The sequence below is a fragment of the Mesorhizobium sp. M1409 genome, assembly GCF_040317535.1.
In the GTDB taxonomy this organism is placed as follows: domain Bacteria; phylum Pseudomonadota; class Alphaproteobacteria; order Rhizobiales; family Rhizobiaceae; genus Mesorhizobium.
In genome coordinates this window covers 40,285-67,068 of record NZ_JAMYKV010000029.1, presented here as the reverse complement: position 1 = coordinate 67,068, position 26,784 = coordinate 40,285, and the positions used below count along the sequence as shown (strand labels likewise).

Annotated in this window: 22 protein-coding genes; 6 read left to right on the top strand and 16 right to left on the bottom strand. The window is 63.9% G+C overall.

Annotated features, from left to right (window positions below; all coding sequences use genetic code 11):
* Positions 1–60: 60 nt before the first annotated feature.
* The 3 genes from accD (at position 61) to NKG99_RS21680 (ending at position 2,829) form a co-directional block, all read left to right on the top strand.
* On the top strand, positions 61–987 hold the full coding sequence (gene accD, locus NKG99_RS21690; RefSeq protein WP_352870661.1) for an acetyl-CoA carboxylase, carboxyltransferase subunit beta: 927 nt from the start codon (positions 61–63) through the stop codon (positions 985–987).
* 61 nt (positions 988–1,048) lie between these two features.
* Positions 1,049–2,374, top strand: a complete 1,326-nt coding sequence (locus tag NKG99_RS21685) for a bifunctional folylpolyglutamate synthase/dihydrofolate synthase (protein WP_352870660.1) — start codon at positions 1,049–1,051, stop codon at positions 2,372–2,374.
* A 35-nt stretch (positions 2,375–2,409) separates the two neighbouring features.
* Complete coding sequence (locus NKG99_RS21680; protein WP_352870659.1) at positions 2,410–2,829, top strand: VOC family protein; 420 nt, start codon at positions 2,410–2,412, stop codon at positions 2,827–2,829.
* Positions 2,830–2,925: 96 nt separating this feature from the next.
* Here NKG99_RS21680 and NKG99_RS21675 read toward each other — a convergent pair whose 3' ends face one another.
* The 15 genes from NKG99_RS21675 to NKG99_RS21605 all read right to left on the bottom strand — a co-directional run bounded on the left by NKG99_RS21675 (position 2,926) and on the right by NKG99_RS21605 (position 21,813).
* Positions 2,926–3,339: a type II toxin-antitoxin system VapC family toxin gene (locus NKG99_RS21675; RefSeq protein WP_352870658.1), complete on the bottom strand. Its 414-nt coding sequence runs from the start codon at positions 3,337–3,339 to the stop codon at positions 2,926–2,928.
* Positions 3,336–3,584 carry a hypothetical protein gene (locus tag NKG99_RS21670; protein WP_023761145.1) on the bottom strand — a complete coding sequence of 83 codons (249 nt, stop codon included), beginning with the start codon at positions 3,582–3,584 and terminating at the stop codon, positions 3,336–3,338. The genes NKG99_RS21675 and NKG99_RS21670 overlap by 4 nt, the downstream gene beginning before the upstream one ends.
* Positions 3,585–3,656: 72 nt before the next feature.
* Positions 3,657–3,938, bottom strand: a complete 282-nt coding sequence (locus NKG99_RS21665) for a cupin domain-containing protein (protein ID WP_095083181.1) — start codon at positions 3,936–3,938, stop codon at positions 3,657–3,659.
* A gap of 163 nt (positions 3,939–4,101) precedes the next feature.
* A complete protein-coding gene (gene trxA / locus NKG99_RS21660) occupies positions 4,102–4,428 on the bottom strand; it encodes a thioredoxin (protein WP_352870657.1) in 327 nt (108 codons plus the stop codon).
* Positions 4,429–4,502: 74 nt separating this feature from the next.
* Positions 4,503–8,021 carry a double-strand break repair helicase AddA gene (gene addA, locus NKG99_RS21655; RefSeq protein ID WP_352870656.1) on the bottom strand — a complete coding sequence of 1,173 codons (3,519 nt, stop codon included), beginning with the start codon at positions 8,019–8,021 and terminating at the stop codon, positions 4,503–4,505.
* Positions 8,018–11,152: a double-strand break repair protein AddB gene (addB, locus tag NKG99_RS21650; RefSeq protein WP_352870655.1), complete on the bottom strand. Its 3,135-nt coding sequence runs from the start codon at positions 11,150–11,152 to the stop codon at positions 8,018–8,020. Before addB ends, addA begins: the two co-directional genes overlap by 4 nt.
* Positions 11,149–11,877 carry a nucleotidyltransferase family protein gene (locus tag NKG99_RS21645; protein WP_352870654.1) on the bottom strand — a complete coding sequence of 243 codons (729 nt, stop codon included), beginning with the start codon at positions 11,875–11,877 and terminating at the stop codon, positions 11,149–11,151. The genes addB and NKG99_RS21645 overlap by 4 nt, the downstream gene beginning before the upstream one ends.
* Entirely contained in the window at positions 11,874–13,385 is a 1,512-nt protein-coding gene (gene tsaE / locus NKG99_RS21640) for a tRNA (adenosine(37)-N6)-threonylcarbamoyltransferase complex ATPase subunit type 1 TsaE (protein WP_352870653.1), read from the bottom strand. Before tsaE ends, NKG99_RS21645 begins: the two co-directional genes overlap by 4 nt.
* An 8-nt stretch (positions 13,386–13,393) precedes the next feature.
* The gene (locus NKG99_RS21635; protein ID WP_352870652.1) at positions 13,394–15,949 is read right to left on the bottom strand and encodes an ATP-binding protein; all 2,556 of its coding nucleotides are present in this window, start codon (positions 15,947–15,949) and stop codon (positions 13,394–13,396) included.
* A 199-nt stretch (positions 15,950–16,148) separates the two neighbouring features.
* The gene (gene ahcY / locus NKG99_RS21630; RefSeq protein ID WP_352870651.1) at positions 16,149–17,549 is read right to left on the bottom strand and encodes an adenosylhomocysteinase; all 1,401 of its coding nucleotides are present in this window, start codon (positions 17,547–17,549) and stop codon (positions 16,149–16,151) included.
* Positions 17,550–17,725: 176 nt separating this feature from the next.
* Entirely contained in the window at positions 17,726–18,037 is a 312-nt protein-coding gene (locus NKG99_RS21625; protein ID WP_352870650.1) for an HPr family phosphocarrier protein, read from the bottom strand.
* A complete protein-coding gene (locus NKG99_RS21620) occupies positions 18,034–18,435 on the bottom strand; it encodes a PTS sugar transporter subunit IIA (protein ID WP_352870649.1) in 402 nt (133 codons plus the stop codon). Before NKG99_RS21620 ends, NKG99_RS21625 begins: the two co-directional genes overlap by 4 nt.
* Positions 18,436–18,599: 164 nt before the next feature.
* A complete protein-coding gene (locus NKG99_RS21615) occupies positions 18,600–19,061 on the bottom strand; it encodes an HPr kinase/phosphorylase (RefSeq protein ID WP_111545059.1) in 462 nt (153 codons plus the stop codon).
* A gap of 185 nt (positions 19,062–19,246) precedes the next feature.
* Positions 19,247–21,031, bottom strand: coding sequence for a sensor histidine kinase (locus NKG99_RS21610; RefSeq protein ID WP_352870648.1), 1,785 nt, complete (start codon positions 21,029–21,031; stop codon positions 19,247–19,249).
* 80 nt (positions 21,032–21,111) lie between these two features.
* Positions 21,112–21,813, bottom strand: a complete 702-nt coding sequence (locus tag NKG99_RS21605; protein ID WP_013528337.1) for a response regulator transcription factor — start codon at positions 21,811–21,813, stop codon at positions 21,112–21,114.
* A gap of 344 nt (positions 21,814–22,157) precedes the next feature.
* Here NKG99_RS21605 and NKG99_RS21600 point away from each other — a divergent pair, with 344 nt between their 5' ends.
* From NKG99_RS21600 to NKG99_RS21590, 3 genes are all read left to right on the top strand, one after another.
* Positions 22,158–23,768 (top strand): phosphoenolpyruvate carboxykinase, encoded by a 1,611-nt coding sequence (locus NKG99_RS21600; RefSeq protein ID WP_352870647.1) that lies wholly within the window; start codon positions 22,158–22,160, stop codon positions 23,766–23,768.
* Between the two features lie 85 nt (positions 23,769–23,853).
* Positions 23,854–24,291 carry an alternative ribosome rescue aminoacyl-tRNA hydrolase ArfB gene (arfB, locus tag NKG99_RS21595; RefSeq protein ID WP_352870646.1) on the top strand — a complete coding sequence of 146 codons (438 nt, stop codon included), beginning with the start codon at positions 23,854–23,856 and terminating at the stop codon, positions 24,289–24,291.
* A 234-nt stretch (positions 24,292–24,525) separates the two neighbouring features.
* On the top strand, positions 24,526–25,137 hold the full coding sequence (locus NKG99_RS21590; protein ID WP_352870645.1) for an alpha-ketoglutarate-dependent dioxygenase AlkB family protein: 612 nt from the start codon (positions 24,526–24,528) through the stop codon (positions 25,135–25,137).
* Between the two features lie 3 nt (positions 25,138–25,140).
* Here the strand turns inward: NKG99_RS21590 and NKG99_RS21585 are convergent, their stop codons facing one another.
* Positions 25,141–26,688 (bottom strand): hypothetical protein, encoded by a 1,548-nt coding sequence (locus NKG99_RS21585; protein WP_352870644.1) that lies wholly within the window; start codon positions 26,686–26,688, stop codon positions 25,141–25,143.
* Between the last annotated feature and the right edge of the window lie 96 nt (positions 26,689–26,784).

The following is a 26,784-nucleotide window of genomic DNA, read 5'->3' as shown; positions in this document are numbered from 1 at the left end:
AACCGGTTTCCACTTTTGGGCGACATGCACTAACTCTTCGTCAGGACAGGAGCCGAAGCGATGAACTGGATCACCAATTACGTTCGTCCGAAGATCAATTCGATGCTCGGCCGGCGCACCGACATGCCCGAGAATCTCTGGATCAAGGATCCGGAGACCGGCGAGATGGTGTTCCACAAGGATCTGGAATCCAACCAGTTCGTCATCCCTTCGTCAGGTCATCACATGAAGATCTCGGCCAAGGAGCGGCTGAAATTCTTCTTCGATGACGGCAAATACGAGACCCTGGACAACCCCAAGGTCATGCAGGATCCGCTGAAATTCCGCGACGAGAAGCGCTATGTCGACCGGCTGAGGGACGCCAAGGCCAAGACCGGCCTGGAAGACGCGATCATCAACGCGCTGGGGACCGTCGAGGGCCTGCCGGTTGTGGTCACGGTGCAGGACTTCGCCTTCATGGGCGGATCGCTCGGTATGGCCGCGGGCGACGCCATCGTGCGTGGCTTTGAAGCGGCCCTGCAGCGCAAGCGGCCGTTGATCCTGTTCGCCGCCTCCGGCGGTGCCCGCATGCAGGAAGGTATTTTGTCGCTCATGCAATTGCCGAGGACCACGGTCGGCGTCGACAGGCTGAAGGAAGCAGGCCTTCCCTACATCGTTGTTTTGACCAACCCGACCACCGGCGGCGTCACTGCCTCCTACGCCATGCTGGGCGACGTACATATCGCCGAGCCCGGCGCGCTGATCGGCTTTGCCGGACCGCGCGTCATCGAACAGACGATCCGCGAGAAATTGCCGGACGGCTTCCAGCGCTCCGAATATCTGATGGAGCACGGCATGGTCGATATGGTGGTATCGCGGCTGGAACTGCGCGAAACCATCGCGCGGCTGCTCAAGATGCTGCTCAAGCTGCCGGAGGAGCAGAAGCCGCTGGAGCCGGAAATCCTGCCGCCGGCCACCATTGCGACGGAAGCCCGACCGCAAGCCTGACGCGACATCGTGCGCCGCGACCGCGATTGCGCGCGCCTCGCGACCCGCATAGGATTCTCCCATGATGACGCTTGCCGCCGACCGCGAAATCGATGCCCTGATGGCGCTTCACCCGAAAGGCTTCGACCTTTCGCTCGACCGCATTTCGCGGCTGCTGGAGCGGCTTGATAATCCGCAGGACCGGCTGCCGCCGGTCATCCACATCGCCGGCACCAATGGCAAGGGTTCGTGCGCCGCCTTTTCGCGCGCCCTGCTCGAGGCGGCGGACTACCGCGTCCATGTCCACACCTCGCCGCATCTGGTCAACTGGCACGAGCGCTACCGGCTGGCCGCCGATGGCGGCGGCAGGCTGGTCGAGGACAGGGTGTTCGCCGATGCCATCGCCCGCGTCGCCAGGGCCAACGAAGGCGAGACGATCACCGTCTTCGAGATCCTCACCGCTGTCACCTTCCTCTTGTTTTCCGAACACCAGGCCGATGCCGCCATCATCGAGGTCGGGCTCGGCGGCCGTTTCGACGCCACCAATGTCGTCAAGGAGCCGGCCGTATCGGTGATCATGCCGGTGTCGCTCGACCATGAGGCCTATCTTGGCGACCGTGTCGAACTGATCGCCGCTGAAAAGGCCGGCATCATCAAGCCTGGCTGCCCGGTGGTCATCGGCGCACAGGAAAGCGAGACGGCGCTGCAGGTGCTGATCGAAACCGCCGAGCGACTCGAGTGCCCGACCTTCGTCTACGGCCAGGACTTCCTCGCCTATGAGGAAAACGGCCGTATGGTCTACCAGGACGAAGACGGGCTGATGGACCTGCCGCCGCCCAGGCTGCCCGGGCGCCACCAGTTCGCCAATGCGGCGGCGGCGATCGCCGCGGTCAAGGCGGCCGGTTTCGAGATCAGCCATCGCGCCGCCGAAAAGGCGATGATCAATGTCGCCTGGCCCGGCCGCATGCAGAAGCTGGCGCAGGGCCGGCTGGCCGAACTGGCGCCGAAGGGTGCCGACATCTGGCTCGACGGCGGCCACAACCCGGGCGCCGGCGTGGTTATTGCCGAAGCGCTGGCGGAGCAGGAAGAAAAGAACCCGCGTCCGCTCTTGCTCATCTCCGGCATGATCAACACCAAGGACCAGAGCGGTTATTTCCGCGCCTTCAAAGGCTTGGCCCGGCATGTCTACACAGTGCCGGTGAGCCTCAGCGAGGCCGGCGTGCCGAACGACGAACTGGCGATCCGCGCGACGGAAGCGGGACTGACGGCCGAGCCGGTGAGTTCCGTTGCCAACGCGCTGATGCTGCTGCGCGACACCTGGGACGGCCCGCCGCCGCGCATCCTGATCGGCGGTTCATTGTACCTAGCCGGCGCGGTGCTGGCCGAGAACGGCACGCCGCCTACCTGAGGTCGGATTTGGCGATCACGCGCGAGGAATCCGTCATGATCAAGGTCAAGCAGCTCGCTCACGTCTGCATCTTCGCGCACGACCTGGAGGTGACGCGAAGCTTCTATCGCGACGTCCTCGGCCTGGACACCCAATTCAATTTCCTGCGCGACGGCAAGATTTTCGGGTTCTACCTCAATTGCGGCGGGCGCAGCCATGTCGAGGTGTTCCAGAAGGACGGAGCTCACTACAGCGACCTGAACCAGATCAACCATCTCTGCCTCGAAGTGGAGAACATAGACGCCGCTATCGCCCACATCAGGTCGAAGGGCGTCGATGTCACGTCAAAGAAACGCGCCTGCGACGACACCTTCCAGGCCTGGATCCGCGACCCCAACGACGTGAAGATCGAGTTGTTCGAATATACCGAAAAAAGTGCGCAATTCGTCGGCGGCGATCGTATCGCCGACTGGTGACCGGAGCAATTGCAGGAAAAGTGTGAGCGGTCCTTGGGAATTGCGTCAGAAAAAGAGAGGGAGCAGTTCGCCGTTTCCGTGAAACGGTGAAATGCTCTAGAAATCCCAAGGCGAGATCAGCTCAAGGTTGGCCGGGCCGAAGTCGTTGAGATTACGTGTTGCCAGCCGACCGCCGTTCACGCGCACTATCGCTGCAATCATGCCATCGGGTGCCGACATGCCCCGGCCCTGACGCGTCGCGGTTCCCATAATCTCGCCATAAGCCAGAGCCGCCTCCTCCGTCAGCCCAAAAATACGGTCGGCAAAGCGATGGCGCCATTGGGAGAGTCCTTGCTCCAGGCGATCGGCACGTTCATCAGGTCGTATCTTCTGGATGCCGAAAGCGATTTCGGCAATCGCCACCGTGGGAAGCGCCAGCTCGGCATCGTTGCGGACCAGCCAAGCCATGACAGCAGCGTCAGGCGCCTTTCTAAGGCTCTCCGAAATCACATTGGTGTCGACGAAAATCAAAGCTCCGGCCCTGTATGGACCTTGCGGCTTTCCCGGATGATTTCTTCCAGATCGATGTCGACGCCAACGCTTGCCGTCAGGCGAGAGTAGAAGGCGGATGCCGGTTCTCGCCCGGCCTCCCGAATCTCATAGGATTCAAGCGCGCGCTCGACGATATCAGCTATTGAGCGGTTTTCGCGACGAGCGAGTCGATGCGCAAGATCACGTGCTTTTGCGCTGCGGACGGAAAGCTGGGGTTCGGCCATTTCAAACTCCCTTTTGAGAAAGATATAGCCTTTCCTGCGGCTGCCATCAAGATGGCAAGTGATGGCATGCCATCACTTCAGTTCGATCTCGATGAAGGCATATTCGCCTTCGTTGGCGTTGATGACGTCGTGTTCGACGCCTTCCTTGCGGAAATAGGGCGCGCCCTTCTTCATCTCGGCGAAGCTCTCGCCGTCCTTGGTCAACAGCTTCACCTTGCCGTCCATCAGCGGCACCACGACATAGTCATGGCCATGGCGATGCCAGCCGGTGTTGTCGCCCGGCGCGAAGCGGTACTCGGTGACGATGACACGCTCATTGTCGATGAAGACGGTGGCCTTGGCGGATCCGGTCATGTCGTTTCTCCCTGCTGGCGCTGCCAACAGAAGACATGGAGTGCGCGGACGTCAGGGCCAGAGCGGCCCAGCGCATGACCCAAGGACGCGCGGCGCTGTAGGTGACGCCAACAAAAAGCCCGGCGCGAAGGCCGGGCTTGATATATCAGGAATTTCAGACGGATCAGGCGAGGTTGCCATTGATCCAGTGCGACAGCGCTGTCTTCGGCGCGGCACCCACCTTCATGTCGGCCATTTCGCCGCCCTTGAAGATCATCAGTGTCGGGATCGAGCGCACGCCGAACTGGGCGGCGAGTTCGGGATTCTCGTCGATGTTCAGCTTGGCGATCTTCACCCTTGCGCCGAGTTCGGTGGCTATGTCTTCGAGCGCCGGCGCGATCATCTTGCAGGGACCGCACCATTCCGCCCAGAAATCGACGACGACCGGTACGTTGGCATCAAGCACATCGGCCTGAAAATTGCTCTTGTCGACCTTGACGGTGGCACCCATGCGGAAATCCTTTCGAAAATTTTTGTCCCACCAAATGTGGTGGTGATCACGCCCTTCTTCAAGCAGGTGTTGTGTCACGCTCCCGTGAGTCGAGCAAGGGCATCATCCATGGCGCTGGCCGGCAGTTCGATCAGCCGCGGCGCTTCGGTGAACAGCAGGGCCGCCTTGACCGCGCGTCCGGGATAAAGCGGCTGCAGCAGGGCGCGATAGAGAGCGAGCTGCAGGACATAGGCCGGCGGGACCTCGGCCAGAGAGGCGGGCGCAGGCCGATTGGTCTTGTAGTCGACGATCGAAATCGCGTCCGGCGTCACCGCCAGCCGGTCGATCTTGCCGGAAATCGAGCGTTTTTTGCCCTTGACCTCCAGGCTGCCCATGATCGCGACCTCGGCACGCGACGACGGCGCAAACAGCGGACCGAAGCTGGCGTCGGCAAGGATTGATGTGACCGAAGCCAGGGCTTTCTCCCGCTCCGACGGGGACCACTGTGCGCCCGTTCGTGCGAGATAACGTTCCGCCGCGCCCAGGCGCTCGGGCTCGGCGATGCCGGGCAGCATCTGCAGCAGTTTGTGCAGGGCAAGCCCGCGCAGCACGGCAAAGCCCGGCTCGGTTTCGGCATCCAGCACCGGCGAGGCCTTGTCGACCACGGCTTCCTTGCCTTCGTCGATCAGTGCCGAGGCGCCGGATGGCGACAGCGGACGCGGCAGGTCCTCGAACGGCGGCAAGGGCCGGAACAGGCCCGTCGGCAAAGGCTCGAAAGCGTCGGCCTGCCGTGCCGGCTCGCTGGAAGCCAGCGCAACAGGCGGCAGTCTGGTGACATGGAATCGATGCACCGGCTCACCACCGGCGGGATGCGGACGCTGCTCGCTTTCCGGAGCGCCGAGCAGCGCGCGGCTGACGATCGAGTGCCAGGTGCCGGCGTTCGGCGCCCGCTTGCCGTGATAGCCGCAGACGATCAGCCTATCCTCGGCACGGGTCATGCCGACATAGAGCAGCCGGCGGTATTCGTCGTCGGCGAGTTCTCGTGCCCGCGCTGCCGCTGCTTTGGAAAAGCCGTTGGCAACATCGCTGGCCGAGCGCCAGAGATAGCCCTTGCCGTCCCAGTTTGCGCCGGAACCATCGAAGGGCATCAAGCGCGGCAGATGTTGGTCGCTGAACGGGGCGGAACCGCCATCGACCAGGAACACGACCGGCGCTTCCAGGCCCTTGGCGGCGTGCACGGTCATGACCCGGACCTCGTCGCGGGTCTGATCCATCTCACGCTTGATCTCGGGACCGGCGTTTTCCAGCGTCGACAGGAAGGCTTCCAGCCCCGGCAGGCCGGTTCGCTCCTCGGCAAGGCAGAAACTCAGGAACTCGTCGAGAATGTCGCCGGCTTCAGGCCCGAGCCGGGCGATCATCCTGCGGCGCACGCCATCGCGCGCCAGCAGCCCGGCGTAGAATTCGAACACCGGCTTGAAGGCGGCCTCATTCGTCCAGGTGTCGAGCTGGGTGACGACAGCTGCAAGTCGCTCGCTTTCGCCTGCATGCTGTCGCAGCGATGCGATCAGCGACAGGCCGTGCGGCCTCTGCGAGGCGAGCGCGAACAGCGTCTGCTCGGGCAAATCGAAGACCGGGCTGCGCAGCACGGCGGCGAGCGACAGATCGTCCTGGGGCTGGATGAGGAAATGGCCGAGCGCGATCAGGTCCTTGACCGCGATATGGCCGGGCAGGCTCAGCCGGTCGGCGCCGGCGACCGGGATGTCTCGGCGTTTCAAGGCGCGAGTCAACGCATGGACGAAGCGGTCGCGCTTGCGCACCAGCACCAGCACGTCGCCAGGCCGCAGCCGCTTGCCACGGCCTTCGATGATCTCCGTGGTGCCGATCCAGCCGGCAATGGTGGCCGCGACGTTCTCGGCGACGCGCACCGCCGGCGCATGCGCATGGTCGATGGCTTGCGTCCAGTCGTCCGGCTCGTCGACGACATCGGCGCCGACCGACGGCCACACCTCGACATAGCCCGGCGCATCGGTGCGGATCGCCTTGTGGCTCAGCGGATCGGGATCGTGGCTGATGCCGCGCCGCACGACGGGATCGGCGAAGACGCGGTCAACGGCGGCAAGAACGTCGTCGGTCGAGCGGAACGACCAGGTCAGCTTCAAATCGGCGAAGGACGCCTCGGCGTCGCGCACCCTGCCGGCAAACAACAGCCGGCTGTCGGCGAAGGAATCCGGCGCCGCACCCTGGAACGAATAGATGGACTGCTTCTCGTCACCGACGGCGAAGACCGTGCGATGGACCCTGTCGCGGGCGCCGATGCCGGCGAAGAACTCTTCCGCCAGCCGCTTCACAACCTCCCATTGATCCGGGCTGGTGTCCTGCGCCTCGTCGAGCAGGATGTGGTCGATGCCCTGGTCGAGCTTGTATTGCACCCAGGGACCGGCATCGGGCCGCGCCAGAAGGTTGACGGTGCGGATGATCAGGTCGTTGAAGTCGAGAAAGCCGCGGCTGCGCTTCAGCACTTCGTAGCGGGCGATCAGCCAGTCGGCGATGGTCAATGCGGCAACCGTGCCTTCCAGCATCCGGAACAGGGCCAGCCGATCGACTGTTTCAACGATCGTGCTGGCCGCTGAGAGATAGCGCTCCGCCAGATCCGGCAGTCGGTCGACCAGCGCCTTCTTGAAGGCTTTTGGCGGGTCGTAGGCGTCGCCATCGGTCTTGAGGAAGGCTCTTGCGAGCAATTGCAGGCGACGAATGGGATCGCTTTCGACGAAAGCCTGGCGCGCATAGGGTAGGATGTTGTTCAGCACCGCTCTCGCATCGGTGGCGTCGGCGGCCTGGGCGAAGCCGGCAAAATAGTCCGGCAAGAAACCCGGCAGCGGCCAGGCCGATGCCGCTATGCCTTCGGCGGTCTGGCCGGGGCGGAAATGGAATTCGTCGAACAGCGCCTGGAAGCGCGTGCCGTCGCGCCCGACCGCGTCGATGAAATTGCGCAAGCCGTCGCGCTTGCGCACGATCTCGCCCAGCAAGGCGTCGAGCCCGGCTTCGCCGCCACGGTCGAGGATGGTGGCAAAGGCCTCGGCCAGATCCCTGTCGCCGGCGGCGGTTCCGGAGATCATGTCGCGGCGCGCGGCGGCAAACAGCGATGCCTCCATCTGGCCGTCGAGCATCTCGAAATGGGCCGGGATGTTGGCTTCCAGCGGGAACTGGTGCAGCACCGATTCGCAGAAGGCGTGAATGGTCTGGATCTTCAGCCCGCCGGGTGTTTCCAGCGCCTCGGCGAACAGGCGCCGCGCCCGGCGCATGGTCTCGATATCGGGCCGACGCTCTTCCAGCGCCTCGACCTTCGACGCCAGATCCGCGTCACCGAGCGTCGTCCATTCCGACAGTGTCGAGAACACCCGATTGGACATGTTGGCGGCGGCGGCGCGCGTGTAGGTCAGGCACAGGATCTTCGACGGATCGGTGCCGCGCAGCAGCAGCCGGATGACGCGCTGGGCCAGCACATGGGTCTTGCCGGAGCCGGCGTTGGCCGACACCCAGGCGGAATTCTGAGGGTCGGCGGCGCGGGCCTGGCTGGTCGCGGTGTCGCTGGGGATAGGATAGGCCTTCTTCATGCCTCCCCTCCCTCGTCACCGGCGTCGCCGCCGGCCGACCATTCGAGCACGCGGGCCAGATGGTCGTAGTCGCCATCGGTCTCGCCTTCGCGAAACGGCAGTGCGCGCGACAGATAGCCGGTTCCCGGGTCTGCGTAGTGGATCAAGAGCTTTTCCAGCCGCGCCCAGGCCTCTTCGGCCAGATCGGTGGCGGTTCGCGGCTGGCGGTTGTGTTCGAGGATGGATTCTTCGAACACCTCGCCATTCGGCTTCAACCTGATGAAGGCCAGTTGCGAGGGCTCGCGCGCGCCCAAATCCTTGAAGGCGCCGCGCCTGAGCAGCGCGCCCTCCAGTGCCAGTTGCGGCGCCAGCAGCGTGTGCGCCTGCGCCTTGGACGGCGAGGAGCCGGTCTTGTAGTCCAATATGTCGGCCATGCCGCCAGCCAGCAGGTCGACACGGTCGGCGTAGCCGGACAGCGTCACGCCGGACTGGCCGACGACGGTCTTTCCGGCGCGCTCCTCGGCATAGCGCCGGATCACCGCGTCGGCGCGCGTGCGCTCCCATTCGATGATGTTGGCGGCGAGTTTTTCGAAACGCGGCCACCACACCGCCTCGACATCGGCAGGAAGGGCGACTTCGGCAAAACAGGCGCGGCCCGCGGCAATGAGGCCGGCGAGCGCATCGGGCGCGCGCGGGTCAGCCACCCGCGCCGAGAACAGATGCAGGATGGCATGGAACAGCGTGCCGCGCTCGGCCGCACCTGGGTCTCGAATGACCGGGTCGAGCGGCATCAGTCCTAGAATGCGTCTCGCATAGACGGCGTAGGGGTCACGGCGGAGGGTCTCGATCTCGGTGACCGAGAAATGGCCGGGACGCACGGACAGTGGCGGCTTCGGCTGCGGCCGTGGCGCGAAATCCTGCCTTGGACCACTGTCGAGCGCGCGCGCCCAGGTCAGCAGTTCGTCGCCACGCCGGCGCAATTCAGCTGCCTGGTCGTTGCCGATGAAGGTGAGCAGGCGCTGCAGCCAGCGCGACGGCACGGCGGGTGCGTCACCGGCGCGCGCCGAGCGGGCCAGCACCACCTTCCTGGCGCCCATGGCCATCTGGAAATCATGCGCGGCAAGGCCGATGCGCCGTTCGGGCGGCTCAAGATCGATGCCGGTTTTCATCAGCCGCGACATGAAGCGGTCGCTTTCGGGCTTGCGCGGCCACACGCCCTCGTTGAGCCCGCCGATGACCAGCGTTTCGACGGTCTGCAAGCGCGCTTCCAGCGCGCCCCAGATCGCGATGTTCCTGTCGGTGCCTTGCGCCGGCTTGACAGTTTCAGGCGCGATCAGCGCCGCCATCACATCGGGCCACTCGTTCGCCGCGAAGGACAGCGATGCGGAAGCCGCGACCAGCCCGCGCAGCAGTTCGGCAAGCTTTTCGCCGGCGTCACCGGCATAGAGTTCGGCAAGGCCGCCATCGACGGTGCGGCCGAGATTTTCGAGGGCGACGACACTGGCTGTGACCAGCGCGGCAAGGTCGGCGTCCGCTTGGCCACGGAAAGCCGCGAGCGGCGCAAGCGCCTGTCTGAGACGGTCGAGCAAATTCCGAGCGCCTTCGATGGAGCGCACGGTCAGCCGGGAAAACCAGAAGGGCGGCCGGCGGCCGCTGCCCAATTCGGTGAGGCGGCTATCAAACAGTTCCGGCAGCGAAACGATGTCCGGACGGCCGGTGCCGCCACGCAGCGCCACCAGTTCGATCAGTTCCGCCGCATGGCGCACATCGGCACGTTCGAGGCCAAGCCCGAGCAACGGATGCTTGAGCAGCGACAGCAGGCCAACCGGATCGCCTGGCCGGAACACCGCTTCGAGCGCCAGTCTGAGCAGGCTGGCCGCCGGGGTGTTGGCGAGCGGCGTGCCGCCGGAATCGTCGGCGACGACGCCGAAGCGCTGGAGCTCGACCGAAACGCGTCGCGCCAGCGCGCGGTCGCCGGTGACGAGAGCGGCCCTTTGGCCTGATACTTCGACCGCGCGCTTGAGCGCGACGGCAATGGCCACGGCTTCATCGCGTTCGCTGGCCGCTTCGAGCAAGGTCACGCCGGCGAATGCCCCGGCGATGTCGGACGCCGAAAAGCCATTGCGCGTCTCGGCCCACAATTCGGTGGTCTCGGCCGGCCGCAGGGCTTCGCCGACAAGGGCGGCGCGCAGCGCAAGCCGTGGCTCGGCCGCGCCGATCTCCTCGACATCGCCGCGCAACACGCCGATCTTGCCGATCAGCCTGGCGAGACCGTATTGCGGGTGGCCAAGCACGGCCGGGCGGGCACCGGGCGCGGCGATTGCCTGGAAGGACGCCTCGTCCAGCGTCCGGTCGAGGCCGGGCAGCACGATGGCGCCGCCGGGCAAGCGCGAGATCGCGGCAAGCAGTTCGGCGGTGGCTGGTATCGAGCCGGTGGACCCCGCCGCGATGACGGGCCCGGCGGGCGGATTGCGCTGCAGCCGGGCGGCCTCGGCGCGGATGAGCGCGCTGCGATGCGCGGCCGGGTTGGAGCGATCGCTTTCTGCAAGGAATTTCGGCCAGGCGTCGGTGACGATACCGAGGAATTCGAGCGTCACCTGCCACCATCCGGCAAGGTTGCCGGTCACCAGATCGGTGAGCTTGGCCCAGTCCGTGCCTTCCGTCTCGATCTCGTCCATCAGCCCCGCGAGATCGCGCGCCAGCCAGATCGCGTCGGCGGTGGAGGCCGGGATGACGATCTCCTCGGCGAAGAGGGCGGCGACATGTGCCGGCAGCCGGCGTTTCCAGGCGCGCACCAGCGGCGTCAGCAGCAACAGGCGCTCAGAAGCGGCGATCGGCGGCGCGAGATCGATGGCCGCCGCTGCCTCGGTCTCGAACGCCGCCTCGTCCTCGTCGAACTCGCCGAGTGGCCGGATGACCGGCAGGATCGCCGAACCGCCGCCGCCGCGAGTTGCCAGGCTGTCGACGAAGACACCCCGCAGAGCGCGCGCCGCGCGGCGCGTCGGCACATAGATGGTGACATCGGCCAACGCGAGCGGATCGCCGTCAAACCGAAACCCTGGAACGAGGCGGCCGGCAAGCAGCGCCTCGGCAAGCGTCGGCAGAAACGGCGCTCCGGGGGGAATTGAGAAAACGCGGCTTGAGCCGCTCATTGCAACTCGGCTAGCGCGCCGGCGACCGCCGTTTCCGCGAGCGCGATGGCATCGGGCGTGCCGACGGTGATCCAATGGCCATGCATCGGCATGCCGAACAGGCGCCCTGCGGCTATGGCCGTATCGAAATAGGCATTGAGCGAGTGCGGCCCGGCCGGTGCGCCCTTGAACAGACGCGGATGGACGATCGCCGCGCCGGCATAGATCAAGCCCGCCGGATCCCCCTTTGAACGCTGCAAGCGGCCATCCGGCGCCACCAGGAAATCGGTGCTGCCGCAGTGTCCGGTCGCCTGATGGAGATCTGCCAGCATCAGCAGAATATCCATTTTCGCCGCGTCCCATGCAAGGGCGAGGCGCTGGAGATTGAGAGGACCGTCGTCGATCCAGAACGTGTCGGCGTTGAGGATATAGAAGGGCTGCGAGCCCAGTTCCGGCAACGCCTTGACGATGCCGCCGGCGGAATCGAGCAGTCTTTCGCTCTCATCGGAAATGACGATCCGCGGTGCGCGGCGCGCGGCGACATGGGCGACGATCTGTTCGGGAAAATAATGGACGTTGACCACGGCCTTGCCGACACCGGCGGCGGCCAGGCTGTCGAGACTCCAGTCGAGCAACGGCTTGCCGGCGACCCTGACCAGCGGCTTGGGAATGGTGTCGGTGATCGGCCGCATGCGTTTGCCGAGCCCGGCGGCGAGTACGATGGCAGTATCCGGTCTTGCTGTCACAGCGCTCGCTCCTCCAGCAAACCGTTGGCGTTGTAGAAATCGCGCAGGCTTGCCAGCGCCGGGTGAGACAAGGCCCGGCGCAGATAATCGCGAATGCGCGGCAGGTGCTTTAGATAATAGGGCTTGCCGTCACGCTTTTCGAGCCGGACGAAGATGCCGAGGATCTTGGAGTTCCGCTGCGCCGCCATGATTGCGTAGGATTCCAGGAAACTTGCTTCGTCGAAAGTGCCGGCTGCGTGGCGCGCCCCGATATAGGCATTCAGCGTCTGTTTCTCGATCTCGGGTGACATGGTGACGCGCGCGTCCATGGCGAGCGAGGCGACGTCATAGGCGGACGGGCCGATCAGCGCGTCCTGGAAATCGACGATGCCCAGCCGGTCATGTCCGGAACGGTCGCCGCGCCAGATGATGTTGGGCGAATGGAAGTCGCGCAGCATCAGCGTGACTTCGCGGCCGTGCAGCCGGTCGAGAAGCGCGTTCCACTCCCTGTGGTAGCCGGCGCGCAAGCTGTCGCTTGCCGGGCTGCCCGATAGCGCCGGCACGTACCAGTCGACCAGCAGATCGGCTTCGATCATCATGGCGTCGCGGTCGAAGGGCGGCACTTCATGGAAGCCGCCGTGCCCTGTTTCCAGGTGCTGCGGCCAGGTCCTGCCATGCATCATGGCCAGCAGCTCGGCCGCCGCCGCGTAGCGATCGGCCAGCGGCTGACCATCGCCGCCGAGAAACCCTTCGGAACCAAGATGTTCGAGCAGCAAAAACCCCTGCTCCTGGTCGTCGGCATGGATTTCCGGAACGCTGACGCCGCCGGCCTTCAAGGCGCGGTCGATGGCGACGAAGGCGGAGACCGACTGGGCGGTATGAGCGATCTCGGCATAGGGCTTGCCGTCGCGCACCGGCGGGCCGAGCACCAGCCGGGGCGAGTTCATCAGCACTCGCGGCTTCCGGTTCGGCAGCGAAACGATCTCGTAGGAGCGAGCCGAAGCATCGCCGATGAAATGGCGACGCCGCGCTTGCCCCCAGCCTGTATTTTCGAGAAAGTCGCGCATGGCCAGCGATCGTGCCGCCCGATCGAAGGCAGCGCCCTGCCCCGACAATCGCGCCAGCCGGCCGTCGCCTTGCTGGACGAGCTCGATCAGGACCGTGGTCTTCGGCAGATAATCTTCCGCTCGTTCCGGCCATTCGACCAACGCGGCGCCTTGGGCCAGGGCCTCGTCGAACCCGAGCTCATCGATCTCGGCGGCCGAGGACAGGCGGTAGAGATCGAAATGATGGACCGGGACGCGCGTGTCGTAGCTCTGCACCAGCGTGAAAGTCGGGCTCGGCACATCGAGGCCGGCATCGTCGGCCAAGGCCCTGATCAAGGCCCGCGCCAACGTCGACTTGCCGGCGCCGAGATCGCCCTTGAGGGCAAGCACATCGCCCGGGCGCAGCGACAGCGCCAGATCCTCGCCCAGCCGCGCTGTCTGTGTCTCGTCGGCGAGTAAACGCTCCAGCACCAATCCTGTCATCGAGCGCGCTACTCGGCCGCGGCGCGGATGCCCGGCATGTCGGGAAAGGTGCAGATGACGGTCGTGCCCTTGTCCCTGCCGGTTTCGATACGAACGCTGCCGCCATGCAGCTCGACAAAGCTCTTGACGATCGACAGGCCGAGGCCGGCGCCGCGCCGGCGGCCGCCATTGGCGCGCGGCTCGAAACGGCGGAACACCGAATCGAGCAGATCCGGCGGCATGCCGGGGCCGTCGTCATGAACCGAGAATTCCACACCGTCCGCCAGATGGCGGCAAGTGAGCCGGATGGTGCTGGCTTCCGGCGCGTAGTTGGCGGCGTTGCTGAGCAGATTGTAGAGGATCTGGCGGACGCGGATTTCGTCGCCGTGGAACGTCTTCGGCGCGGCGGCGGCGTCGACCTCGAGCCTGATCGAATGCTCTTCCAGCCGGTCGGCGACCAGTTCGGCGGCGGCCGCAATGGTGCGATCGACGTGCACCTCGGAAATGTCGAGCTGCATGATGCCGGCGTCCACCGTCGCCAAATCGAGGATGTCGTTGACGATGGTGAGCAGCACCGAGGACGACGAGCTGACATGCTCGACATATTCGCGCTGCTTCTGCGTCAGCGGACCGGTCGTGGGCAGCGACAGCAGTTCGGTGAAGCCGATGATGTTGGTCAGCGGCGAGCGCAGTTCATAGGAGACGTGCTGGACGAATTCGTTCTTGAGCTGGTCGGATTTTTGCAGCGCCTCGTTCTTGTCCTTCAGCGCCCTTTCGACATGAACGCTGTCGGTAACGTCGACGAAGGTCATCATCACCTGCCCGTTGGGTAACGGGATTATGGCGTAGCTCAGCACATTGCCGTTGTTGAGTTCGGTCTGACCGTGGCGGTCGCGGCGCTCGTCGTCAAAGCCGGTGATGGCGGCTACGAAGCCAGGCCAGGGGCTGTCCGCCGCCTGCCGGTCGCAAAGGTCGCGGATCGTGGACACGTGCACATTCGGCTTGGCCGCTTCGCCGCTCAAACCCCAGAGTGTGGCAAAGGCGGGATTCGACAGCCGAAGCCTGCCGTCGGGGCCGAACACCGCCACGCCTTCGGCAAGATTGTCGAGCGTCTCGCCCTGGACGCGCACCGCTGTCTGGTAACGGCTTTCGAGGTCCATCTTCTCGGTCAGGTTCTCGAACACCCAGGTCACGCCACCCTTGGGCTGCGGATTGGCGACGACGCGGATGGTCTTGCCGTCCGGCAGATGCCACCAATGCTCTTGCGATTCCACGGCACGATAGGCGCCGAGCAGACCTTCCTTCCAGCGGCGCCATTCAGGTTGCTCGGCGATCTTGCCCTCGCTGCGCAGCCGGTCCAGCAGCAGCGCATTGTCGGGAGCACTGTGCAGGAAGCCGCTGTCGAGTCCCCACAACTTCTGGAAAGCCTGATTGAAGAACCGCAGCTTCTCGTCGGTATCGAAAATGGCGACCGCCGTATTGAGCTGGTCGAGCGTGTCGGCGTGGCTCCTGACGGTCCGCTCGTATTCGCCGCGAACCGTCTCGATGGCGCTGGTGTCGCAAGCAAGGCCGGCCGAGCCATCGCTGCCGGCGAAATCGGTGACCGCAAACACACGGCGATCACCTTCGATCACGGTGGAAAGCGACTGCGCGAAGACCGGATGCGTCTTGTGCTGGGCGGTAATCGCGTCGCGTGCCTGGCCGCCGAGGAACTCTTTGGCCTCCCGAACCGCGGCCTCGGCATTTTCGGCCTCGACCGCATCGGCATAGGCCCGGTTGACCCACTTCAGCCGCCCATCCTCGCTGCGAAGCCATGCCGGCATGTTCAGCGCGTCGAGCAGGCCGATCATCGTGTCATGGTCGGCGGCCAGCCGCTGGTTGTCGATCTTCAGCCTGGCCTGGCTGCGCTGCGTCTCCGAAAGCGAGACGAAGCGCACGAGCACATGCGCCGCGCTCTTGCGGCCATGCACTTCGAGCGGCGCGCCGGCCTGCGATTCGATGACGAGGTCGAAGGGCTTCGCTTTTTCGCGCAATCCCGCAACGGCATGTTCAAGTGCTGCCGCCGAACGCGGCATCAGCCAGCGGCCGAAAGCGAGGAAAGCGGCCCGGTCCTCCGGAGCGCCGCTTTCGAGGGGCAATGTGCCGATGAGTTCGGGCTTCTTGTTTTCCGCGGCCCAGACGACCACGCGCTGGTCGCGCAGATTGAGCAGCGCCTCCGAGCGGCGGAGCGCCGCGTTGATGTCGGCGAGGCGGCTCCTGAGTTCGACATTCTCCGCCGAGGTGCGGGCTCTTTCGCGGATGAGGACGATGGCCGACAGAAGTGCGGCACCCGTCACGCCGACAAACACGGCAAGCTGCATCACCTCGACGGCGCTCATCGACAATCCGGCGACGGCGGAACCGGCGGTCTCGGCATGGGCGACCGCACCTGCCAAGGGGCCGGCAAGCGCGGAGGTGGCAAGGAAGATTGACGCACGGGCGCGCCAGGACAGGCCTCCGCTTTGCAAGGCGGAGCCAGTGATCCTCGAATCGTCATGGCCGCCGGAAACGGCCCGTCCCGCTCTGTGCGGGTGTTGCCCCGGCATGTCTTGGTCCTCTCCGCCGCCTGAATGCAAGACCGCCCTGATGCACACCTCTCTTGAACCCCTCTCGGGCTGGAAGCGTCGCGAATCACCTGACAATAACCCCTCGCCGAATCGTCGTGAAGGCGATTGCGCGCAAAAATAAAGCCGGGCGAAAAGTCAATCGCCCGGCCTCAATATCTGGTGGCAATCTTAGGTTTGGTTAATAGCGGTAGTGTTCCGGCTTGAACGGACCCTGAGGCGTGACGCCGATATAGGCGGCCTGTTCATCGGACAATGCGGTCAGGCGGGCGCCAAGCTTGTCGAGATGCAGGCGCGCGACCTTTTCGTCGAGATGCTTGGGCAGGACGTAGACCTGGTTCTCGTACTGGCCGGGCTTGGTGTACAGCTCGATCTGGGCCAGCACCTGGTTGGTGAAGGACGCCGACATGACGAAGCTCGGATGGCCTGTGGCGTTACCGAGATTGAGCAGCCGGCCCTCCGACAGAAGGATCATCCGCTTGCCGTCCGGGAAGGTGATCATGTCGACCTGCGGCTTGACGTTGGTCCATTTCAGGTTGCGCAGCGCGGCCACCTGAATCTCGTTGTCGAAGTGACCGATGTTGCCGACGATCACCATGTCCTTCATCGAGCGCATGTGGTCGAGGGTGACGACATCCTTGTTGCCGGTGGTGGTGATGACGATGTCGGCGGTGGGGGCCGCATCTTCCAGAGTGACGACTTCAAAACCATCCATCGCCGCCTGCAGGGCGCAGATCGGATCGACCTCGGTGACCTTGACGCGGGCGCCGGCGCCCTTGAGCGAGGCCGACGAGCCCTTGCCGACGTCGCCATAGCCGCAGACGACGGCGACCTTGCCGGCCATCATCGTGTCGGTGCCGCGACGGATACCGTCGACCAGCGATTCCTTGCAGCCGTACTTGTTGTCGAACTTCGACTTGGTGACCGAGTCGTTGACGTTGATGGCGGGGAAGGGCAGCAGGCCCTTCTTCTGCAGCTGGTAAAGCCGGTTGACGCCGGTCGTGGTCTCTTCGGTGACGCCGCGGATCGCAGCCTTCTGCTTGGTGAAGAAGCCGGGCGAGGCCTTCAGGCGCTTCTTGACCTGCGCGTAGAAGTACTCTTCCTCCTCGCTCTGCGGGTTGGACAGCACGTCCTCGCCGGCCTCGGCGCGGGCGCCGATAAGGATGTACATGGTGGCGTCGCCGCCATCATCGAGGATCATGTTGGAGAGGCCACCGTCGGTCCACTGGAAAATCTTGTCGGTGTAGTCCCAGTACTGCTCGAGGCTCTCGCCCTTGACGGCGAATACCGGGATGCCAGCCTCGGCGATGGCCGCGGCCGCGTGATCCTGCGTCGAGAAGATGTTGCAGGAGGCCCAGCGGATATCGGCGCCGAGCGCCTTCAGCGTCTCGATCAGCACCGCCGTCTGGATGGTCATGTGCAGCGAGCCGGTGATGCGCGCGCCCTTGAGTGGCTGCTTGTCGCCGAATTCCTCGCGGCTGGCCATCAGGCCCGGCATTTCGGTCTCGGCGATCTCGATTTCCTTGCGGCCCCAGCCGGCCAGCGAGATGTCGGCGACCACATAGTCCTTGCTACCCGTCATGGCAGTGCTCCGAATTGTTGTGCTGCGAATTGGTTGCGGATGCGCCCGCGCCGGTCGGCGCGTCGAAGGGCGCGAATTGCCGGCCTGACTAGCAGATCAGGGCGAAGACGACAATGGGATATAAAGAAATCTTTATCCCTGCATGTCTCCCGGACATGCATTGGCGGTTTTGCGGATCAGCTTTCCTCGCCGAAGCGGGATGCCACCAGCTGCTCCAAAGCGTCGATGACCTCCTGGGCCTCCGGCCCGCTGGCGGTGACGCGGATCGAGTAGCCGGGGCTTGCCGCCAGCATCATCAGGCCCATGATCGAGGTGCCGCCGACCTTGACGCCGTCCTTCTCGACGTGCACCGAGGCGTCGAAGCCGCTGGCCAGCTGGACGAACTTCGCCGAGGCGCGCGCGTGCAGGCCGCGCTGGTTGATGATGGGAAAGTCCCTGGTGATGGTATCTTTGGCGATCTGAGCTTTTTCCGGGGACAGCGCGTTCATTTGCTGCTCAAGAGCTGGCTGGCGACATTGATGTATTTGCGGCCGGCCGCCTGAGCCTCGTCGAGTGCGGCGGCCATATTGTCGCCCTTGCGGATCGAAGAGAGCTTGATCAGCATCGGCAGGTTCATGCCGGCGATCACCTCGGTGCGGCCGGATTCCATTACCGAGATGGCGAGGTTGGAGGGCGTGCCGCCGAACATGTCGGTCAGCACGATGACCCCCGTCCCGGTGTCGACACGGGCAACGGCGTCGATGATGTCGCGGCGACGCTGCTCCATATCGTCGTCGGCGCCGATCGCCACGGTTTCGAAATTGTCTTGTGGCCCGACGACATGTTCCACGGCATGTCGAAACTCGGCGGCCAGTTGACCGTGCGTTACAAGCACGAGTCCGATCATTCTTTGGTGGCTCCCGTCATCGCCGCTTCACAGGCGCATTTTATGCTCGCCAGCCATTCCAGGCAGCGGGAGCGCTATCTTGTCGACGCACGGCCCGTTGACAAGCCCAAAATTGCGCAGGGCCATGCCATTTTGACGCATTGCAGCAAAAAACCCGGGGCGGATCATAGAAAAGGCGCGATCGACAGCCGCGCCATCACGGCGGGCAAGGCCGTGGCGGCGTTACGCTCGGCAAGGTCGATACGCGGCACTGGGCAGCCTGCGACCGGCTCGCTGATTTCCTCCTGGAAACGGGCCATCTCTGCCTTCGGCACCAGCCTCACATGCAGGTCGATCACTCCGCCTGGCTCGAATGGCAGCGGGCGCGGCATGAACCCAGGCACTTCGGCGAGACCGGCGATGGTCGCCGGCACGCGACAGACCAGCCGCCCGGCGCGGGCCGCGGCAAGCAGCCTGTCGTCGCCGATCAGCCGCGAGAACAGCCCGCGCGCGCGGCAATGGTCCAGGAGTGTGAGCGCCAGCGTCGTCTTGCCGGCGCCGGACGGCCCGGTGATAAGGACGCCGCGCTCGCCGATCAGGATCGCGGTTCCGTGAATGTTTTCAGGCTGCGCAACTGGATCAGGCACGATCTTGCACGATCATGTTTTTGGTTGAAGCATGATGATCTTGTCCGAAACCCGGTTTCCACTTTGCTGGATCATGCCTGTTGGATGAAGCATGATCTTGTCCGAAAACCGGTTCCCACTTTTCGGGATCATGCCTGTTGGATGAAGCATGATCTTGTCCGAAAACCGGTTCCCACTTTTCGGGATCATGCTTCGGCCGGCAGCGTCACGACAAAGCGCGCACCCTTGATCTCGCCGGGTTTGGTGCCCGGGATGTTCTCGGCGGTCAGCGTGCCGCCATGGGCCTCGACGATCTGCCTGGATATCGACAGGCCAAGGCCAGAATTCTGGCCGAACGCCTCGCCGGCCGGCCGGTCGGTGTAGAAGCGTTCGAAGATGCGGTCGATGTTGTCGGCGCGGATGCCGGGACCATTGTCGTCGACGGTGACGATGTTGAACTTCCCGGCGCGCGCCAGCGACAGGCCGATGTGGCCATGGTCCTCGGGAACGAAGGAGCGGGCGTTCTCGATCAGGTTGGTGATGACCTGGCCGATGCGCAGATCATGCCCGACGACGAAATAGCCTTTGACGCCCTGCGGCAGTTTGGCGACCTTGAACTCGATCTCGACCGCCTTCTTGTTGCGCGTGGCTTCACGCGAAACGGCGACGAGATCGGTGATGAATTTCTTCAGGTCGACGTTCCCGGCATCTTCGCGCGCGAGCTCCGCATCAAGGCGTGAGGCGTCGGAAATATCGGTGATGAGCCGGTCCAGCCGCCTGACATCGTGCTGGATGACGTCCATCAACCGGCCGCGCGAATCGTCGTTCTTGGCAAGCGGCAAGGTTTCCACCGCGCTGCGCAGCGATGTCAGCGGGTTCTTCAATTCGTGCGACACGTCGGCCGCGAAGCTTTCGATCGCCTCGATGCGGGCGTAGAGCGCGTTGGTCATGTCGCGTATGGCGATCGACAGATTGCCGATCTCGTCCTGGCGGTCGGAAAAGTCGGGGATTTCCTCACGGCTCTTGACGCCGCGCCGCACCCGCACGGCCGCCGCCGACAGCCGGCGCAGCGGATTGGCGATGGTGGAGGCGAGCAGCATCGACAGGATGGCGGTGACCAGGGCCGCGATACCGAAGACGCGCAGGATTGCCTTGCGTTCGGCGGCGACGATCTTGTCGATGTCGCCGCCTTCGGTCGACAGCATCAGCACGCCGAGAACGGCGCGGAAGCGCTGGATCGGCACCGCCACGGAAACGATCTGCTCGCCCTGCTCCGAGACGCGCACGATGGTCGACGGGCTGCCGGTGAGCGCCTTGACCACTTCCGGGAAGGCGGCGCCATTGCCGCCCGGCTGCTCGTGATAGACCGGCAGTTCGGTGTTGCGGAAGAAGTCGAAGACGAATTTCTGGATGCGCTCGACCAGATCGGGCTCTTCCTCTTCGACCGGCGGCAGGTCGTAGCGCAGGATCTGGCCGCGCGAGTAGAGATGGCGTGAATCGAGCAGCAGATTGGCGTCGCGGTCATAGATGCGGGCGCGGGTCCGGGTCGGCGAGATCAGCCTTCTCAGCACCGGCGCGACGCGCTCCGGGTTGATCGGGAAGTCGAGATTGTCGAGCTGGTCGGAGCCCGGCCCCAGGCTTTCGCCTGCCTGCAGCTCAAGCAGCTTTTCCGGGTCGATGCTGATCGAATCCGTCTCGACCGTCGCCGACGCCGCGATCGCGCCGGCGATGATCTCGCCCTGTGTCATCAGGCTTTCGACGCGGGCGTCGATCAGCCCGTCGCGGAAGGTGTTGAGATAGAGAATGCCGGTTACCAGGACGGCCAGGCCGGCGAGGTTGAGAAAGAGGATACGCCGCGTCAGGCTGGAAAAGATATGATGGCCGAGGAAGCGGCGCATCGGCACCATGATCTTCGATACGAAGGACGGCATGATCCGCGACGGCCGCCTGGAGGCGCCCGCCGGTCTTGTTCGCTGTGCTTCCACTGCCATCGAATAGCAGCTCCCGCCTAGTCTCTACTTAGATGCATGTCGTTGTCCCAAAACCGGGACCACTTTTGGGCGACATGCACCTACGCTTCGCGGAACCGGTATCCGACTCCGTAAAGGGTTTCGATCATCTCGAAGTCGTCGTCGACGGCCTTGAACTTCTTGCGCAGCCGCTTGATGTGGCTGTCGATGGTACGGTCGTCGACATAGACCTGTTCATCATAGGCCGAATCCATCAGCGCATCACGGCTTTTTACCACACCGGGACGCTGCGCCAGCGAATGCAGGATCAGGAACTCGGTGACCGTGAGCGTCACCGGCTCGCCCTTCCAGGTGCAGGTATGACGTTCCTGGTCCATGACGAGCTGACCGCGCTCAAGCGAGCGGGCCTGTTGGCTGGGTGTCTTGGCGGCGGCCTCGCGGGCACTGGCACGGCGCAGCACGGCGCGCACCCGCTCGACCAGCAGACGCTGCGAGAACGGTTTGCGGATGAAATCGTCGGCGCCCATCTTGAGGCCGAACAATTCATCGATCTCGTCGTCCTTCGAGGTCAGGAAGATCACCGGGAGGTCGGACTTCTGGCGCATCCGGCGCAGCAGTTCCATGCCGTCCATGCGCGGCATCTTGATGTCGAGGATGGCAAGATTCGGCGGGCGTGCCGCCAATCCTTCCAGCGCTGACGCACCATCCGTGTAGGTCTCGACGCGATACCCCTCGGATTCGAGGGCGATCGACACCGATGTTAGAATGTTGCGGTCGTCATCGACAAGCGCGATTGTTGCCATTTCAAGCGGCTCCCTCATGAGCTGTCCCTTCTTTCGTAGAGAAGGGGCTTTTGCAGGACAAATTAGGTACAAAATGTGGCATAGGCCTTGTCCGCTGTCACGCGCGGCATGCCGGCGGCCACAATCCTACCTCGATATGGATTGGACGAACGAACATCGCCAATCCTTTGGGCAACCGCGGAACTTTTTGCACATATAAACGATTTAAACAACTTTCAAAATTTTTAAATCGATTAATGATTTGATATCATTTGGCTTTTCTGGTTCTGACCATTTCAGTCCGCAGTGCGGGCTTGCCGGAAACACGCCGGCAAACGATGCGGCAAATCCAAGAAGGGACCCCCATGTCGGAAGTCGGCAAACGCAATCCTGCCTGCGCGATCGATCATATCGGCCTGAAAACCACCGGCGTAGTGCGCTATAATTTCGGTGCGGCAACCCTTTATGAGGAATCGATCCGACGCGGTGAAGCCAGGCTGACCGCGCATGGCGCACTGCTCGCCGAGACCGGCCAGCACACCGGCCGCTCGCCCAAGGACAAATTCGTCGTCCGCGACGGCGCCACCGAGCCGCATATCTGGTGGGACAACAACAAGGCGATCTCGCCGGCCCAGTTCGACACGCTGCTTGCCGATTTCCAGGCGCATGCCGCGGACAAGGATCTTTACGTCCAGGATCTGGTCGGCGGCGCCGATGAGGAACTGAAGCTGCCCACCAGGGTCATCACCGAGTTTGCCTGGCACTCGCTGTTCATCCGCAATCTGCTCATCCGCCCGAATGCCGCCGAACTCGAGCATTTCGTGCCCGAGATGACGATCATCGACCTGCCGTCCTTCCGCGCCGATCCCGCCCGCCACGGCAGCCGCACCGAAACGGTGATCGCCGTCGACCTCACGCGCAAGATCGTGCTGATCGGCGGCACCTCCTATGCCGGCGAGATGAAGAAGTCGGTGTTCACCATGCTCAACTATCTGCTGCCGGCGAAAGGCGTGATGCCGATGCATTGCTCGGCCAATGAGGGCGCGGCCGGCGATGCAGCCATCTTCTTCGGCCTGTCGGGCACCGGCAAGACGACGCTCTCGGCCGATCCCTCGCGCACGCTGATCGGCGACGACGAGCATGGCTGGGGCCCGCACGGCATCTTCAATTTCGAAGGTGGCTGCTACGCCAAGACGATCAAGCTGTCGGCGGAAGCCGAGCCGGAAATATTCGCCACCACGCAGCGCTTCGGCACCGTGCTGGAAAATGTCGTGCTCGACGCTGATGGCGTGCCGGATTTCAACGATGGAAGGCTCACCGAAAACACGCGCTGCGCCTACCCGCTGGATTTCATCCCCAACGCCAGCAAGACCGGGCGCGCCAATCATCCGAAGAACATCATCATGCTGACCGCCGACGCCTTCGGCGTGATGCCGCCGATCGCCCGGCTGAGCCCGGCGCAGGCGATGTATCATTTCCTGTCCGGCTACACCGCCAAGGTGGCCGGGACCGAAAAGGGCGTGACCGAGCCCGAAGCGACGTTTTCGACCTGCTTCGGCGCGCCGTTCATGCCGCGCCATCCATCGGAATATGGCAATCTGCTGCGCGAGCTGATCGCCCGGCATGGCGCCGATTGCTGGCTGGTCAACACCGGCTGGACCGGCGGCGCCTACGGTACCGGCAAGCGAATGCCGATCAAGGCGACGCGCGCCTTGCTTGCCGCCGCACTCGACGGCTCGCTGAAGACGGCCGAGTTCCGCACCGATCCTCATTTCGGTTTCGAGGTGCCGGTGGCGGTTCGCGGCGTCGACAGCGCCATTCTCGACCCGCGCTCGACCTGGGCCGACAAGGCCGGATATGACCGGCAGGCGGCAAGGCTGGTCGGCATGTTCGCCGTCAACTTCGAGAAATTCGAATGCCATGTCGACGCCGTGGTGCTGGGTGCCGCGCCGCGCATGCAGGAAGCGGCGGAGTAATCACGCCATCGGACTCAGCCGTCGTTGAAAGGCCCGGCTTCGATCGGGCCTTTTCTTTTTCGATCCGCCGCGCCATGACTGCGGCATGGCGAGCGACGACAACATCATCATATCAGGCGATGCGGTGATCCATCCGGGCGACCTGCACGAGGATTTCATCCGTTCGTCCGGTCCGGGTGGCCAGAACGTCAACAAGGTGGCGACGGCGGTGCAGTTGCGCTTCGACGCGGCCAACGCAGAGGGTCTGTCGGAGCGCGTGCGCGAGCGGACGATCAAGCTTGCCGGACAGCGTGCCACCAAGGACGGTGTCATCGTCATCGAGGCAGGCCGCTTCCGCACCCAGGAACAGAACCGGGCGGACGCACGGGCCCGGCTCACGGCGCTGGTCGCCAAGGCCGCCGAACCGCCGCCGCTGCCGCGCAAGAAGACGCGGCCATCGAAGGGTGCGGTGGAGCGGCGGCTGAAGAGCAAGGCCGGACGCGGCACGATCAAGAAACTGCGCGGCCGGGTGGAGAACGATTAAGCACCACGCCCAATGGCGAGCACAAGAAGCTACGGCAAGCGCCAACAACACGGTCGTTTTCGAGGCCATACCGATGTGACCCATGCCGGCAAGATTACCCAGGTGCCGCGGATACCAGACCTCGCCTGATAGGGGGCGATCGTCAATTAGACATGAGCGGCGGCTTTCGGGTCGCCGTTTTCATTCGATCGTGACATTTTACGGTTCCGAACCCTCCGCAAGGTGCCCGAATCCGTGCTCGTCCTGCCCAAAGGCGTCCGCCACATGCCGGCTTACCTGTCACGCAGCGTGCAGGAAGCGCTGGTCGATGAGGTGAGAAGCATCGTGCAGCAGGCGCCGCTGTTCGTGCCGGCGATGCCGCGCACCGGCAAGGAGATGAGCGTGCGCATGACCAATTGCGGCCCGCTCGGCTGGGTCACCGACAAGGAGCAAGGCTACCGCTACCAGCCGACGCATCCAGTGACCGGAGCGCCATGGCCGCCAATCCCGAATAGCCTGCTCGAACTGTGGCGACAGGTCTCGGGCTATCCGCATCCGCCGGAAGCGTGCCTGGTCAATTTCTATACGCCGGAGGCAAAAATGGGCCTGCACCAGGACCGCGACGAGGCCGATTTTTCGGCGCCGGTGGTTTCCGTCTCACTGGGTGATGATTGCCTGTTCCGGGTCGGCCAGACGACGCGTGACGGCGCCACGAAGTCGTTCAGGCTGCAAAGCGGTGACGTCGTGGTGCTCGGCGGCGAAGGGCGGCTGTGCTTTCATGGCGTCGACCGCATCCACCCCTCGACTTCGGCGCTGCTGAAAAATGGCGGCAGGATCAATCTGACGTTGCGGCGGGTCAACCCGTGACTCTCAGTTGATCGAGATGACTTTTCCTGAACCCTTGCGAAGGTAGACGCGAATGTTCTCATCTTCGCTCAGAACTCGATAGTCATTCATGAAGCTCGAAAAATCGTCACGCTGCATGACGCGTGAAATCCAGAAAGTATCCGTTTTCTGGACGATCATCAGGTCGGGCTTCGCGGCCTTCAGCTCGCGTATCTTGGCGTCGAGAAAATTGCGCACGATCGCGTCAAGACGTGCCGCTTCGACCGTGTTGCCCTGCGCACGTGCAATTCTCGCAAAAAGGACAGCGAGGCCGCCAAGCCAATCGCTGCAATAGGCAGATATCCATCGGCCTCCGATCGTCCGAGTAAGCGGATGGCCGCTTTCCATACCCGAGCCGATCAAGCCGATGGTGGGATGATCGACTGCGGCGCGCAGGCTCGCAACAAAGTCTGCCGCGGGTTTCCCGGTATATTTGAAAGGCAACCAATTGACTGCAACGATGGCGGCCAGCAGCATTTTCTGGACAATGTCCAACCGCGCCACGCCGCGTGCCGATGACCGCTCGACAGCACAGCAGGTGATCGCCGCCAGCATCAGCGCCAGCGCCGGATAGGCATGATAGGCCCAACCCTTGCCCTGGTAGACCAGGGGAACAAAGCCGGCAACAGAACCGATCGCCAGCACCATGACCAGTGGCGACAGCGCCCGGCCGTTGCGCAAAAACAGGAGGAAGCAGATCGAAACAAGGTATGCTCCGCCGTAGGTGGCGAGCACCGGCCCGTACTGTTTGTAGCGCAAGTAGGTGTCGGCTAGATTCGGGTAGACGTCGCGCATGAACTCGGGATAAAGCCAGAGCACTGCGGCCAGATAGCTCAGGCAGACAAAGCCGACGATCCAGTATTCGATTGCAAACAGCGACCTGATGCTGCGCTGGCGCCACGCCACATAAGATGCCGGCGCTATGATCATGATCGCATAGTAGGGCTTCACCAGCACCATGGCACTGCCGGACAGACCGGCCAATGCGGCTACCCACCATTCCGGCGGCGATGACGGGTCATTCGCCGCGCGCCAGGCCATGAGCACCAGCAACGGCAAGAGCAGGGCGACCCCCAGATTCTCGCGCTCGCTGAAACTGTTGCCGGGAAACAGCACGAGCAAAGCCAGAAACGCCGGTAACAGCGTGTAGAGCCCGGAATTTTCGGGGAATCGGGCGCGACGCGCAACGAAGCTGGCAAACCACAGGCCGAAAATGCACAATGCATAGCTGTAGGCATAGACCAGATATTCCGGCACGACTCCGAGCAGTTTCGCGAGATACACCGCCGGCAGGTATAGCCATATGGTGAAGGGCGGATTGGTCTCGATCACATCGATATAGAGGCGATCGCCGGCCAGCAGCCGCTCACTGATTGTGATGTTCCAGCTCGTATCGCCATTGACGCCCCAGTGCATCTGCCAAGGGACGGCAATGGCCAGAACGGCCATCGACAGAACAAGCGGCCAAAGCCGCTCGGTCCGGCCGCTGGCGGCGCGAGCATCAGGACCAGGACGGACCGCGATCGCGCTCATCCCGGCCAACCAATGTGAATGAAAGGCGCGTTCATTGCCTGTCGGAGCCCGCGAAGTGTCCTCGGTTCGACAGTAGGAAAGCGGGGTTAAGATGAC